This window comes from Paenibacillus rhizolycopersici, assembly GCF_014947195.2.
Lineage (GTDB): Bacteria > Bacillota > Bacilli > Paenibacillales > Paenibacillaceae > Fontibacillus > Fontibacillus rhizolycopersici.
Map to the genome: position 1 here is coordinate 59,156 of NZ_JADCNN020000004.1, position 14,299 is coordinate 73,454.

Here is a 14,299-nt window from a genome sequence, read left to right on the forward strand (position 1 = left end):
GCCCTTCACTCAAAAGGGGGCTGGGTTTTTTTCATTTTTTCGGTAAGATAATAGATAGTGAATCGCAAAGAACGGAGGATAGGCAACCATGTCGACGTCTGCCCAATTGGCTCAGTATTATCAAGAATACCGCCACTCGATGACCGCCCTCTCATACCGACTGACCGGATCTTGGTCGGAAGCAGAGGATATCGTGCAGGAAGTGTTCACCGACCTGCAGCAAAACATACAAGCCGACCGTATTCGTCAACCAAAATCCTATTTGATGCGTTCCGTCGTGAATCGTAGTCTAAACGCATTAAAGTCACCTCGTTTGTCTCGAGAGCTTTACACCGGACCCTGGTTACCCGAACCCGTCTTTGATCCGCTTCCGGAGACGCACCTCGACCGCTTGTTGCGGGAGGAGCAAATTTCTTACGCGTTTATGGTGTTGCTGGAACGCCTGACCCCCGACGAAAGAACCGTGTTTGTTCTAAGGGAATCTTTTGCCATGGAGTACGAGGAAATCGCCGAGATTCTGGGGAAAAGTGCGGTAGCCTGCCGGAAGCAGCTGAGCCGAGCTCGGAACAAGATCAAAACCGACCGGGATGCGGCTCCGACTCCTGCTGATGAAAAAACCGTAGCGAAATGGACCGGCGAATTTTTGAAAGCGGCAAAGACCGGAGAGTTTGGACCGCTCCTCCATTTGATTCGGGAAGATGCGGTACTGATTTCAGACGGAGGCGGCAAAGTCCGGGCAGCCATCAATCCCATCCTGTCCAAGGAGCGCGTTATTGCATTCTGGCAAGGGATTCAGGCCAAAGGCTCACTGCAGGGTGAACTGGTTCCTACGCGGATCAACGGGGAAATCGGACTGGTCCATTACCGCGATGGACACGTTATTCACGTGATTCTGTTCGAAGGTGATGCGCACGGACGTATCCTTCGTTTCTACTTGATTAGCAATCCCGATAAAATCTTCAGAGCTCCGTCGGTTTAGTTGTCACAACTCGCTCCCTCCCCTTGTCTTACCTACGTAAGAACAAACAACATCCAATGGAGGGATTCGATATGAAAGTCAGAATGGACCACTATCAAGCCAACCCGAACGTTTACCAGGCGATGAGTCGGTTGGAACGGCAAGTGACCGAGAGCGGACTTGACCGGGTTTTGTACGAGCTGATCAAAATACGCGCGTCGCAAATCAACGGCTGCGCTTATTGTCTTGATATGCACACGACGGAAATGCGCCAGCTCGGTGAGAGCGAACAGCGGATTGCCCTGGTCAGCGTTTGGCGGGAAGCTCCTTGCTATACCGATCAAGAGAAAGCGGTGCTGGAGTTGACCGAAGCCGTAACCCGAATCGCCGATGGCGGCGTGCCGCAGGTGGTTTATGACCGGGTCCGCAGCTTTTTCAACGAGAAGGAAACGATGGATCTCATCTTCGCGATCAATGTCATTAACTGCTGGAACCGCATCGCCATCACTACCGGCATGTTTCCCGGCTGCCGCGATGAAGGTTAAACAGTTAAACGCAAAATGCCGATTGGCGAACAAAAAAGACCTGAAGGAGTGAAGCCTCCTTCAGGTCTTTGCTTATGTTATCGCTTCGCTTTCAGTCGAACCATCTTGCTGCTAAAGTCGCCGCGCACCGAGGCCATGGACAAGCCGGCACTCATCAAGCGGTCACCGCCGTATACCTCACCGCTTCCGGCCAACTCATAATCTTTAGCCGGGTCAAGCCCTTGCAGTTTGACGCCGCGCAGTGGGCCGTTGGGTTCTGCGAGCACCCGGAAATAGAACAAGAGCGCTTCCTCTTGATCCGGGCTGACGAACATCCAAGCCGTTTCGTTGCCTTCGAACGGGCTTTGTAGACGATACAAATCACCTTGTTGAACCAATCCGCGAATTTCTTTGTACATCGCGATCTGGCGCTTGGCTGTTTCCTTCTCTTCGTCCGTAAACCGAGTGAGATCCAATTCGTAGCCGAAATTGCCGGACATCGCCACGTCCCCTCGGAACGTCAGCGGAGTCGTTCTCTCCACTTGATGATTCGGCACGGCGGAGATATGCGCCCCCATTGTCGATACCGGATAGACGATACTGGTGCCGTATTGGATTTTCAAGCGCTCCGCCGCATCCGTATCGTCGCTTGTCCAAGTTTGCGGCATGTAATACAGCATACCTGGGTCAAATCGGCCTCCGCCTCCGGAGCAGCTCTCGAACAGGATATGCGAAAATTCGCTCGTCAAGCGCCCCAACAGTTCGTACAGACCCAACATGTATCGGTGAGCTACCTCTCCCTGCCGTTCGGCCGAACTAGCTGCTGATCCGATCTCCGTCATGTTCCGGTTCATATCCCACTTGACGTACGTGATCGGCACCGTGGAGAAGATATCGCTCAGTCGGTCGTACAAGTACTGGCGCACATCGCTGCGCGACATATCCAACACCAGCTGATCGCGCGCTTCCGTGCGTCGCCGCCCCGGGACGTGTAAGCACCAGTCGGGATGGGCCCGGTACAGATCGCTGTCCGGAGAGACCATTTCGGGCTCGAACCAAAGGCCAAACTGCAGTCCGTTGTCCTTGACACGATGGGCTAAGTCCGCCAACCCGTCGGGCAGCTTGCGGCGATCCTCGAACCAGTCGCCCAGCGAGCTGTTATCGCGATCGCGCCGGCCAAACCAGCCGTCATCCAGTACAAAGAGCTCAATGCCCAGCTTGCTGCCTGCTTTGGCGATGGCTTCAATTTTGTCCGCATTGAAATCGAAATACGTCGCTTCCCAGTTGTTGACGAGGATAGGTCGTTCCTGATCGCGGAATTGCCCGCGGCACAACCGGGTCCGATACAGCCGATGATAGGTGCGCGACATCCCTCCAAGCCCTTCGGCGGAATACACAAGCACCGCCTCCGGCGTTTGGAAACTCTCCCCCGGCGCCAGCTTCCAAGTGAAATCAAACGGATTGATCCCGATCGAAACCCGGGTTGTCCCAAACTGCTCGACTTCCGCTTCGGCGGTAAAGTTCCCGCTATAAACCAGGCTGAAGCCGTAAACCTCGCCTTGCTGCTCTGTGGCATCCGGCCGCAGCAATGCCAGGAACGGATTCTGTTGGTGGGAGCTTGAACCGCGGCGGCTGCTGATTCCGGTCACCCCCGGAGCCAGCCGTCTGCGCTGCACATGGCGTTCGCGTGCCCAGGCACCGGACAGGTATAATGCATCATAAGAAGCGTCCGGGAAATCAACTGAGGCGCTAAGTGCACGCTCCAATTGGATCGGTTCACCGCTCTCATTGCGGAGCCGGGCCGATCTGGCGATGGCGTCAAAATCCGCAAACACCGTGTAGCTTAACACGACGGTCAGGCCGGAGATGCGATCCTCCAGCTCCAGCTCCAGCGTTTCCGCCTCGCGATCCTGCTCGACGTAAACGGCAGGAAGACCCTCAAGAAGCGGCTTCCCCGGGACGATTCGATGGGAGCGATACGTCAACTCCGTCGCCCGGGTGCCATTGGCGAGCCGCACTTGGTAAGCCGGGCTCCGGAAGTCGCTTGTCCCGTATTGCGGATATTCCTGCGGTAGGGAGTCCAGCGAGATCGATTTATCCTCCGGGATGGGATTCGGGCTGAATGATGCACGTTCCTGGAAGGTTAACAAACCTTCCAGGTTGCTGTCATGACGAAGCTTGGCACCGAAATACGCATGCGCGGGATACCCGTGTACCAACTGAATCACATAACTCGTATTGCGGGATTGCAAATGGAAAAGGCCTTTCACTTCATCGAAAATGATAGACATTTCGCGATCCTCCTGGTAGGTTCTTATCTGACTTTATTTGCATTCATCTTACTCCATTCTACTATCATACCCAGGAGGAGTAACGAGAATAAAGTGATCTTCTATATGGATTTTTGTGATTTAATCACGTTCAACTCAATGAGGCCTGTCGCTCATCAAAGTCTCCGTGGCACGTTGAGTTTGGCGATGATAATAACGGTACGACAGCAGGATGCCGATATGCAGCAACGCCAAAACGAAATAGATATTGGCAAACACGGCGGAGCCCTCAAATGGATTCAGCGGATTCCAATGGGATGCGGAGCCGTGGTCTACCGCCTTGCCGTAGAGGCTGGTCGAGACCGCGCCGGACAAAAAGCCCAGCATGGACAACAGCCCCATGCCCACACCGGTCTGCTCCTTGGGCAGGGTGCGGGAAATTGTGTTGGACAACGCCAGTTGCATGAACATTTGCCCCACATTGCCCAAGATCAGAATTGCCGCTATCCAGCCTGCTGCCGCCCCGGACACCACCGAAATCAGAGCAAAGCAGCTGATCAGCAGTAGGGACGCTACATAAACAACGAAGGAATTGCCCTTGGCGTCTGCGAGCTTCCCCCCTTTACGGCCGAGGATCGCCGATGCGACAGCCCCTGGCACCAAGGCAAACCCGATCCAACCGGGAGGAAGCCCGTTCACTTCCGCCAGCAGCTGGGGAGTCAGGAATGGCAGCGCATAACCGATCCCCAAGACGAGCACCGACAGCACTAGCCCGTACGAATAGCTTTTATTCCGAAATAACCGCGGATTCACGAACGGCTGCGAGGCCCCTCGGATTCGCCAAAGAAACAAGAGAAACAGGATCAAACTGCCTAAGTACAGCTCCCACCGCCCATAGGTAACACCGAGCAATAACAACGTGACTGTACTGCCAAGCAGCCCCCCGCCAAGCCAGTCGATCCGAACGGTCTGAATCGGTTCGTCGCTGAGGTACTTACGGTAGAACGGCAAGGTGAACAGCATGAGCATAGGAATACAAAACAACCATCGCCAATCGACCAAACTGACCAGCAGCGCAGACACGACCGGACCCATCGCGCCACCGATCGCGAGTCCCGTGGCTGTAATCCCCAGCGCATACCCGCGGCGCTCGGCAGGGAAATGCCGTACCGGAATGATCATCGCGGCCGCGGGCACCACTGACGCTCCGGCTGACTGCAGCACGCGGCCTAGCAAGACCATCCAATACGCCTGAGCCGACAGTCCGGTTAATGAACCTACACAAAACAAGATTAACCCGAATGTCAGCAGCTTCCTCAACTGAAAAGCATCCGCCAGCTTCCCGTAAATCACGGCCCCGATGGCGTAAATCAAAGCATATGCCGTTGAAACCCAGCTGACCTGGGTTACGGACAAACCGAATTCGCCTTTGATTTCGGGGAGCACGATATTAAACATCGTTGCCCCCATGGATGACAAGATCATCGTAAAAGCCAAAACGCGGATCAGTTTCTCGCTCGCCTCGGATGAAACGGCATTTTTCATCATGATCGTCCCCCTGTCGATTTCCTCACAAGTTATTGTATGATTGAATATTAATAATGAAAAATATATATTAATTTATATATTCATAACCTTGAGGATATCGATTGATCGAATTCAAAATAGAGGGGAGTAATCATGCGCATGGAATTACTGCAATTGGAGTATTTCCGCACGGTCGCTCATATGGAGCATATGACCCGAGCCGCCCAAGAGCTGCACATCGCCCAGCCGGCGCTCAGTAAGACGATTGCCAGGCTCGAGGAAGACTTGGGAGTACCGCTGTTCGATCGGCAAAATCGTCAGATTCGGTTAAACGCCTTCGGCAAAGCCTTTTTGAAAAAGGTCGAGACCGCGCTTGACGTCCTCGATGAGGGGCGGCAGGAGGTGGCGGATCTGGCTGGGTTGGAGCGCGGCAGCATCCACTTGGCCACAAATACGCTGGGGCGTATTACGACCGCGCTTGGGGCCTTTCGCGAAACTTACCCAGAGGTAAGCTTCCGCATCCTTCAGACTTCGCCGGCATCCGTTGAGGAAATGATCGAGCTGTTGGAGAAGGGGGAGGTGGATCTCTGCTTCACCGCTTCCTCGCTTGATCATCCGGGGGTGCGCGAGCTGCCGGTGCTGGACGCCGAGGTCTTTCTCGCCGTCCCGCCCGGCCACCGGCTGGAGGCAAGCGAAAGCGTCCGCCTCGAAGACGTGGCGGACGAACCTTTCATTGAATATAAAGCGGGCCACCCGTTTCGCAAAATCAACGAATCGTTTTGCCTCGCCGCAGGCATTCGCCCCCGCATCGTTTGCGAAGTCGACGAACCAACCGCGCTTGGCAGCCTCGTCCAAGCCGGATTGGGCGTGGCCTTCGTTCCGGCATGCCGGAAGGACGAACGTCCTCCCTACCCGATGCTGCGGATCGAAAGCCCGATGTGCCGGCGCGTGTTCTCCGTCGCTTGGCTGGAACGGCGGTATTTATCCGAAGCCGCGCGCCGGTTTCGGCAGTTTCTGGGCGAATATTATAGCGAAGCGTAAATGACTTAGCGGTTCCCCCGGCGCGAAATCCGTTTCAGTACCCAGATGCCGGCCAGCGCCGCCGTCACGAGCGGCAAGTATTTAATGCCCCTCAGCCAGGAGAGGTCTCCTCTTAGCATGGCGACCGCGGAGATGGCAATCCACTCGCTAAGGACCAGCCCGCCGATCAAACCGCCGACGAGTGCCGCGATAAACCAAAGTGTTTTTTTCACTTGAATACCTCCTTCCTCTTTTGTGGAATGATTAATCCGGGAGATTGCCCGATCGGGTTCCCACACGAAACGGCGTGGTCATCCCTTCGTAGTTCACCATCATCGTCATCCCGTTGGCGGCATGCCCCAAATTGTGGCAATGTTCCATCCACAAGCCGGGATTGTTCGCTTGGAAGGCCACTTCGTACTCCTCGCCGCTGAACAGAAGCACGCTATCGGCGTAAATGGGGCTGCCCGTTAGCGGCTTGCCGTTCTTCGTCAAGATCTTGAAGAGATGTCCGTGGAGATGCATTGGATGCGGCCCGCCAAAGGTATGCTTGAAACGGATTTTGATCCACTCCCCTTCCTTCACCAGGAGCGGCGGAATTTCATGGAACTTCTTGCCGTTAATGTCGAGGATGCCTAGCTTCAGATCATATACCCGATCGAACTTCATATCGTTGGTGATCCCGTCAGCCAGCGGGGTCCCGTAATTCGTGAAGTCGAATTGCGGCGCATCCTTGCTCAGCGGCTCCGGTATCGGCCCGCTCCCCAACCGGATGTTCCAGGCTTTATGCTCTTTGCTGTACACCTTGACCTGCCCGCTGGCCGGCATCGTGAACAGCACGTCGTAGCGCTGACCTCCGCCGATCGGAATCCACTGTTCTCGGATCGCTCCCGGGCCGTTCAAAACCTGCCCGTCGATCGAGATCACCCGGAACTCCGCGCCGGCCACCCCGATCCACTGCACCTCGCTATAGGCATTGATCAAACGCAGCCTTACCGATTCTCCGGGGGCTGCATCGAGACGCAAACCATCGGTTCGGCCATTAGTCAGCTTCAGCTTATCGTTCAGCATTTGCAGCGTGACCGCGTAATCAAGGTCATAGTCGAAATCCGATTGCTTCGGCTCGACGATCAACCGGCCGACCAGCCCTTTGCCCGCCTGCTCCGAGCTTTGCTGATGGGAATGATACCAGTACGTTCCCGGATGACGGGCGATGAATTCATAAGTAAACTGTTCGCCCGGCCAAACGGCGTCCTGCGTGACGCCGGCCACACCGTCCTGGGAACAGGGCAGGATGACGCCATGCCAGTGAATCGTCACCCCTTTGCCGATATCGCGATTCGCCAGCGTTACTTTCACGCGTTCCCCTTCCTTAACCCGCAGTTCCGGGCCGGGCGAAGTTTCGTTGAACGTCCAGGCCTCCGTCCTTTTCCCGTTATCCAAGGTTAGGACGGTTTTCGCCGCGGTCAACTCAAAATTCCTCACCGGTTCCCCTGCGGCCGGTTCAGCCTCCTTTAATTCGGTGCAGGATACCGCAGCGGCAGAATCGCCAGCAGCAGGGGTACCGTGGCCTTCATGGCCGGTATGATTAGGGCTATCGCCATCTTTGGCTTCACGATGCATTTGGCTCATATCCACTTCCTCCGGATAACGAAGCTCATTGTAGCCGCATGAAGTTAAGAGTAGCAGGGCGCCGAAGCACACACTCCAATGTTTCAACTTATTCAATTTCAAGCCGATTCCGGCCATCTTGTTTTCCTCCTCCTTGTTGGTACGCCCTCATCATATCCGTCAAATGTTGAGAACTTATGACGATCCGTTACGGTTTCAGTGAAATTTCCCGGGTGGGATGGAAAGTGGGTAGAAAGCGGATATAATGAAAAAAACAAGCATGGGAGGACGAACCACAATGCCGCATACCTTACTGCTTGTCGACGATGAGCGTCAAGTCATTGAATTTATGGAACCCTTTTTGCAGCAGGAAGGATTTCTAACCCTCACAGCCGCGACAGGGCGTGAGGCGCTGCACAAAGCCGCTTTGCATAAACCATCGTTAGTTGTGCTCGACTGGATGTTGCCGGAAATGAGCGGAATTGAGGTTTGTCGGGAGCTGCGAAAAACGGGGACGGCCGGAATTATCATGGTAACCGCACGTGTAGAGGAAACCGACAAATTAATAGGACTTGAGGTGGGCGCCGACGACTACATGACCAAGCCGTTTTCTTTGCGCGAGTTGGCCGCCCGTATCCGCTCCGTGTTACGACGGATCGAAGGAAACTCGGGGGTTGAGCAGCTGCTGAACTACGGAGAACTGACGATTTCCGAAGCGCAATGCCGCGTGTGGAAGCGGGACATGGAGATTGCCTTGACACCAACGGAATTTAAGCTACTGCTGACACTCGCCGCAAGACCGGGTATCGTCTACAGCAGGCTACAATTGCTGGCCGCGATGGAAGATGACTTCGCCAATGACGAGCGCACGGCAGACGCCCATATCAGCCGCATCCGCAAAAAAATCGAGGATGATCCGGCCCACCCCGTTTACATCAAAACTGTATACGGGTTTGGTTACCGGTTTGAAGCCCCGCAGCCATGACCGTTTCCCGCAAACTTTTTCTCGTCATCGCCGCTTTTATTTTTGGGGTCAGTTTGATGTTTATGTTTTTCACTTATTTCACGATCCGGGACTCTTTAGAGGTCATGTTGCAATCGTCTAGGACGGAGGAACTGAATCAACTGGAGGAGGAAATCGAGGCTTATTATGAGAAACACGGAAGCTCATGGACCTCGCTGACACCCGCGGATTTGGCACGCCTTGTGCCGGAAGGGAGACTCGCGCCCAGCATCGGCTTGATGGATGCCGAGCGTCGGATGCTGGCGGTCAGCGACGACTTGCCGGTTCGATTGCTCGAGCGACTGGGAATCCACAGAGAGCTCTCCATGGAGGGAAAAACCATCGGTTGGGTTTACTACTACGATTCCGATGTGGCTAATTTGTCCAAGCTGCGAATCGGCACTCCCATCTCGGTCGTTTTCCTTGTTGGAGGCGGGGCGGTTGTTTTTATGCTACTCTCGCTAGGGGCCGCCTTTTTCGTCTCGCGATGGCTCACTTCCCCGTTGCGCCGGCTGGTACCGATCATCGATCGGCTGGGCCGCGGCGAATTCGGGATTCAAGCACCGGTGAACTCCAAAGACGAATACGGCAAGGTTGCGCAAGCGATCAACGGCATGTCTGCGCAGTTGGCGCGAGCCGAAGAAGTTCGCCGGAATCTGGTCGCCGACGTCGCCCATGAGCTGCGTACGCCGCTCACGATCATCCGCGGGAAGCTGGACCTCCTGCAGCAAGGCGGCGGCCAAATTCAGCCGGAGCATCTGCTTCCGATCCAGGACGAAATGATCCGACTCACGCGACTCGTCGGCGACCTGCACCAGCTGTCGTTGGCGGAGGCGGGCAAGCTGCCGCTGGATCTTCGGCCAACGGATATGGGTAAACTGCTGCGAGAAGTCGTGGAGCGAGTAAGCTGGGAAGCGGAGGCCAAGAACATCACGTTGTCCATGAAGGTTATGGGCAACCGCTCGATCGTCTCGGCTGATGCGGAGAGGATGATGCAGGTTTTTCTTAACCTGCTGCACAATGCGATCCGATATACGCCGGAAGACGGACGGGTCATGTTAACGCTGCGGGATGTGGACGTCGCTTCGACGGTCAACCCTAGCCCGAGACCGATGCTGCAGATTCGCGTTCAAGACACAGGCCCCGGCGTCTCCCCCGAACACTTGCCTTATTTGTTCAATCGCTTTTACCGTACGGATGAAGCGCGTTCTCGCCACGCCGGAGGGATGGGGCTGGGACTGGCCATCGCCAAGGAGTTCGTCGCAAACCACCTAGGCACCCTGGAAGCAGAAAGCCGCCCCGGAGAAGGAACGGCTTTTATCGTCACTTTGCCTATTATTGAACGGGAGCACGCCTAATTGTTGGAAGGTTCCATGAATCCGTATATTAGCGTTTTACACGAACCCTCCCATCACGAGTCGGCTCCTTCAACATGATAGAATGACCGGTACGGCTTATTTTTTCGTAGAACAACAGCGGCTCCTTCCGAAAGAAACGTTTAGCGACATGGATGAAGAAGCTCATGTTCACGCCTAGAACGAGGACGGCCAACAGCACCCGGAACAAGCTCGGCATGTCGGCCGGCGGGAAAACTAACAGGCGGTTGAGGCCAAACACTCCCCAATAGAGCAGCCCATAGCGGACGATCAGGGGAAGCAGGCCTACGGTTTGCCGCCCCGCCTTTGTGGCGGACAAATATCGCTGTACGGTTGCGACCAAGCTGCCGGTTGGCTTCTGCTCCCCCTCGTCCGCCGGAAGTCCGACCAGTTGGATCCTTACCATCCACTTGCCAGGCGTCTTCCCGCCGGTCAAATAAGGCATCAACATGAAATATAATCCCGTGGACACGAAATAAGCTTCCTTAACCCCTAACCGATAAATGACGGTCATCAAGGCACCCCAAATCAGATAGTCGAAAAATAAGGCCAGCCCGCGCCGGGTATAGGTCACCCGTTTTGTCGCCAGATTCACCCCCCGGTCCAGATGTTCGATCCGCGGCAGATATCGGGACAGCCATACGGCCAGCAAGAAACCGATCATCCCCCCGAGCGTATTGGTCATCAAGTCGTCGACGTCGAAGACGCGGTACGGATGATCATATATTCCATAGATTCCGGTCAGCTGTGTCACTTCAATCAACAAGGAGAGCAGGAACGACAGGATCAAACTCGTGATCGGGCCTGAGCGAAAATAATACCGAATCAGTATTCCAAAGGGTACGGTCAAGGCTACGTTAAAGATCACCTGCAGGAAAGCCCGCTCCTGAAGAACCCGCCAATAGGTTGACGGCTCCCCAGGAACGATCGCGGTTTCTTTGACAATGTCCTGGATAAAGTGAAATGGAATCAACTGCAACGCTCCGTCGCTAAGCGGCAGGTTATGGCGACTCGCGGGCAACGGCAGCATAACAAGGAATAAAGCATTCAGCAAGTAAAGCAGAAACAAGTACAACACGAACGCTCTAACCTTATTGACATAACCGTGCCGCCGGTATTGCACGACTAGGAACGGTAAGGTGAACAATAACGCCACAATCGGAAACGCACCGAAAGCATACGTAATGGGAAATAAATAATTGTCTAACATCAAAAGTCAACCCTTTCAATCTGGGTAGTTTGGTTCATTCATCTTAACATAGAACGGAATGCATCCCGTTTAAGTTTAGTTTAAGAATTGGGAAGGATTATCCTATTTCCTTACACGCAAAAAAAAGCAAGCCCTAAGGGCATTCCCTTGGGCTTGCTTTTACATTCATCCGGGACCTAATTTTCTTCCGTTGAGTCCCCATTCTCTTCCACCGTGTCCGGCTTCGTCGGCGTCACGGAACCGGCCATCGGTCCTGCCGCCTGGTCCGCCTGAAGCTGTGCACGGCGTCGCTCCCGCTCCGCCCGGTTCTTCCGGCGCGCCATCCAGATCGGGATCACGATCAAGGCTGCGATGATGAGCAGCGGCAACGCGCCGGCTGCAAATACGACCAGCCACTGGAAGAAGAGTGACAACACGTCGATGCTGCCTGTCAAAGCCTTTTTCATCCGCTCCAACAGCGGAGTATCGCCGCTTGCCGCCGCTGACAGCTGCGAAACATCGGGCTGGTACACGCGAATCTCAATCGTCGAGAAGGACACATTACTGTCGATATACCGCATTCTCCCTTTAATCTGCTCGATCTCCGTTTGAATTCGCTCCAGCTCATTCACGAATTCAACCAGTTGCTTGGTTTGGGTCGCTTGTTCGACGAATTTCAAGTACCTCGCTTCCATGGCCTGCTTGACCTTTAAACGGGATTCCAGATCGACATACTCCTCCGAGACATCCTGTCCTTGAATGCTCCGCTGCAACGATTCCGGCTTCAGTCCCTCCAAACGGTCCAGGAACGAGGAGAAGCCTGCCGCCGGGACCTTTAGCACGAAGTTGCCGCCTTGTTCATGCTGCGATTGGCTCTCGGAAAATTCGACGATGTACCCGCCCGCCAGCATCACCAAATTGCGGATCTCCGATTGCGTTTTGGCGTAATCCTTCACTTCCATGACAACGCTCGCCCGATAAATGAGTTTACTGCTAATCCCTGCATCTGAGGCAACTTGTTGAAATCCTGGGGTGGGATTCACCGCCGTATTGCTGCTCCCGCTGCCACCGTCCGCTTTCAGATCCTGTGCAGCGGGCGCTTCAGCCGTATCGGCAGCGACCGCCGCGGTGCTTCCCCCATCCATTTCGCTTTCGGCCGAGCTGGTTGCCTTATTCGCCGCCCCGCTATAGGCTAACGAATTCGAGGCCGCATCATTGCTAGCGCTTCCACAGCCGCCCAGCAACAGCAGAATCACTACGACGATACTCCAAACGGCAACCTGTTTTCCCCTCTTGCCCATAGGTATGACCCCCTACTGTTTCAGGTTTCAAGACTCCCGCACGATGCCGGCTTTGTCGGTTCGCTTTATCTGTTCACCGTGTAAAGTCGTCTCTTACCATCTTAACGCTTCAAGGGTCAAGAAAGTTGCCCGTCCTGCAAAATAAATAACCGTCCCGAAGGACGGTTCGTTTCCAGCTTATTCCTGATATTTACGCAGTACGATCACGGCGTTATGACCGCCGAATCCAAACGAGTTGGACAACCCGATCTCAAGATCGGCCCGGCGGGATTCATGGGGGACGTAGTCCAGATCACATTCCGGGTCAGGATTTACCAGGTTGATGGTCGGCGGGATAAGCCCTTCCTTCAGCGATTGAACCAAGGCGATCGCTTCCGCACCGCCGGCCGCGCCGAACATATGGCCAATCATCGATTTGTTCGCCGTAACTGGAATACGATAGGCGTGTTCGCCAAACGCCTTCTTAATCCCTTTCGTCTCCCCAAGGTCGCCGACATGGGTGCTTGTCGCATGGGCGCTGATCACGTCCACCTGATCCGGCGTAATCCCCGCCGAAGCAAGCGCCCGCTTCATCGCCTGGTAAGCTCCGACGCCTTCGGGATGCGATGCGACAACGTGGTAAGCATCTGAGCTTGCGCCGTAGCCGATCACTTCGCCGTGGATACGTGCTCCCCTCCGCAACGCGTGCGTCAGCGACTCCAGCACGACGATCCCCGCGCCCTCGCTCATCACGAAGCCATCGCGATCGGCGTCAAACGGCCGGCTAGCCTGCTCAGGAGCGTCGTTCCGCTTCGATAACGCGGTCGCATTCCCGAAGCTGGCCAGCGCGAGGGGATGCACCGCCGCTTCCGTACCGCCGGCGATCATCACGTCGGCTTCGCCGCTGCGGATTAAACGGAACGCTTCGCCGATCGACGAGTTGCCGATCGAGCAGGCCGTAACCGGCGATAGGGTTTCGCCCAATGCGCCGAAGCGGATGCTGATCTGCGCGGCGGCCATATTGGAGATCATCATCGGCACCAGGCTGGGACTGACCCGGTTCGGTCCGCGCTCATCCAAGACTCTAACATTGTCCGCCAGCGTTTCGATCCCGCCGATGCCTGAACCAACGTATACGCCAAATCGCTCGCGATCCAGTAGTTCCGGTTGCAAGCCGGCATCCTGAACGGCTTGTTCGGCGGCATACAGTGCGTATTGGCAGAAGAGATCCATCTTGCGGGCTTCCTTCCGCCCGAATACCGTCTCGCCGTCAAACCCGCGGACTTGCCCCGCAATCTTGGTGCCAAACGCCGTAACGTCAAAACGATCGATCGGTGAAATCCCGGACCGTCCCTCTTTTAATCCTTGCCAAAATGTATCGACATCATTTCCCAGCGGAGACAAGATCCCCATCCCGGTAATTACAACCCGTTCCATTCGTCATCCTCCTTCAGGTATCGCGACCAGATGCTGCGTGTCGCCAATAAACCTCTAATGTTTTCTATTGTAGCCCCAAAGTATCCTATTACAAGTTTTTAGTT

At 55.1% G+C, this 14,299-nt stretch carries 12 protein-coding genes; 5 read left to right on the forward strand and 7 right to left on the reverse strand.

Annotation, left to right across the window (positions count from 1 at the left end):
* Positions 1 to 88 precede the first annotated feature (88 nt).
* Both IM700_RS05675 and IM700_RS05680 read left to right on the forward strand, forming a co-directional pair.
* A complete protein-coding gene (locus tag IM700_RS05675; protein WP_193415163.1) occupies positions 89 to 979 on the forward strand; it encodes a sigma-70 family RNA polymerase sigma factor in 891 nt (296 codons plus the stop codon).
* 71 nt (positions 980 to 1,050) lie between these two features.
* Positions 1,051 to 1,503, forward strand: coding sequence for a carboxymuconolactone decarboxylase family protein (locus tag IM700_RS05680; RefSeq protein ID WP_193415162.1), 453 nt, complete (start codon positions 1,051 to 1,053; stop codon positions 1,501 to 1,503).
* 77 nt (positions 1,504 to 1,580) lie between these two features.
* Here the strand turns inward: IM700_RS05680 and IM700_RS05685 are convergent, their stop codons facing one another.
* Positions 1,581 to 3,773 (reverse strand): alpha-galactosidase, encoded by a 2,193-nt coding sequence (locus IM700_RS05685; protein WP_193415161.1) that lies wholly within the window; start codon positions 3,771 to 3,773, stop codon positions 1,581 to 1,583.
* 135 nt (positions 3,774 to 3,908) lie between these two features.
* On the reverse strand, positions 3,909 to 5,297 hold the full coding sequence (locus IM700_RS05690; protein WP_193415388.1) for an MFS transporter: 1,389 nt from the start codon (positions 5,295 to 5,297) through the stop codon (positions 3,909 to 3,911).
* Positions 5,298 to 5,438: 141 nt separating this feature from the next.
* Between IM700_RS05690 and IM700_RS05695 the strand changes: the two genes are divergently transcribed.
* Positions 5,439 to 6,320 (forward strand): LysR family transcriptional regulator, encoded by an 882-nt coding sequence (locus tag IM700_RS05695; RefSeq protein ID WP_193415387.1) that lies wholly within the window; start codon positions 5,439 to 5,441, stop codon positions 6,318 to 6,320.
* 5 nt (positions 6,321 to 6,325) lie between these two features.
* Here IM700_RS05695 and IM700_RS05700 read toward each other — a convergent pair whose 3' ends face one another.
* Both IM700_RS05700 and IM700_RS05705 read right to left on the reverse strand, forming a co-directional pair.
* Entirely contained in the window at positions 6,326 to 6,532 is a 207-nt protein-coding gene (locus tag IM700_RS05700) for a DUF5957 family protein (RefSeq protein WP_193415160.1), read from the reverse strand.
* Positions 6,533 to 6,563: 31 nt separating this feature from the next.
* Entirely contained in the window at positions 6,564 to 8,048 is a 1,485-nt protein-coding gene (locus IM700_RS05705) for a multicopper oxidase family protein (protein WP_193415159.1), read from the reverse strand.
* A 160-nt stretch (positions 8,049 to 8,208) separates the two neighbouring features.
* Here IM700_RS05705 and IM700_RS05710 point away from each other — a divergent pair, with 160 nt between their 5' ends.
* Entirely contained in the window at positions 8,209 to 8,895 is a 687-nt protein-coding gene (locus tag IM700_RS05710) for a response regulator transcription factor (RefSeq protein WP_193415158.1), read from the forward strand.
* A 56-nt stretch (positions 8,896 to 8,951) separates the two neighbouring features.
* Positions 8,952 to 10,271, forward strand: a complete 1,320-nt coding sequence (locus IM700_RS05715) for a sensor histidine kinase (protein ID WP_239483645.1) — start codon at positions 8,952 to 8,954, stop codon at positions 10,269 to 10,271.
* Between the two features lie 28 nt (positions 10,272 to 10,299).
* Here the strand turns inward: IM700_RS05715 and IM700_RS05720 are convergent, their stop codons facing one another.
* The 3 genes from IM700_RS05720 to fabF all read right to left on the reverse strand — a co-directional run bounded on the left by IM700_RS05720 (position 10,300) and on the right by fabF (position 14,195).
* Entirely contained in the window at positions 10,300 to 11,499 is a 1,200-nt protein-coding gene (locus IM700_RS05720; RefSeq protein ID WP_193415156.1) for a VanZ family protein, read from the reverse strand.
* A 176-nt stretch (positions 11,500 to 11,675) separates the two neighbouring features.
* A complete protein-coding gene (locus tag IM700_RS05725) occupies positions 11,676 to 12,779 on the reverse strand; it encodes a DUF4349 domain-containing protein (RefSeq protein ID WP_193415155.1) in 1,104 nt (367 codons plus the stop codon).
* Between the two features lie 177 nt (positions 12,780 to 12,956).
* Positions 12,957 to 14,195: a beta-ketoacyl-ACP synthase II gene (gene fabF, locus IM700_RS05730; RefSeq protein WP_193415154.1), complete on the reverse strand. Its 1,239-nt coding sequence runs from the start codon at positions 14,193 to 14,195 to the stop codon at positions 12,957 to 12,959.
* Between the last annotated feature and the right edge of the window lie 104 nt (positions 14,196 to 14,299).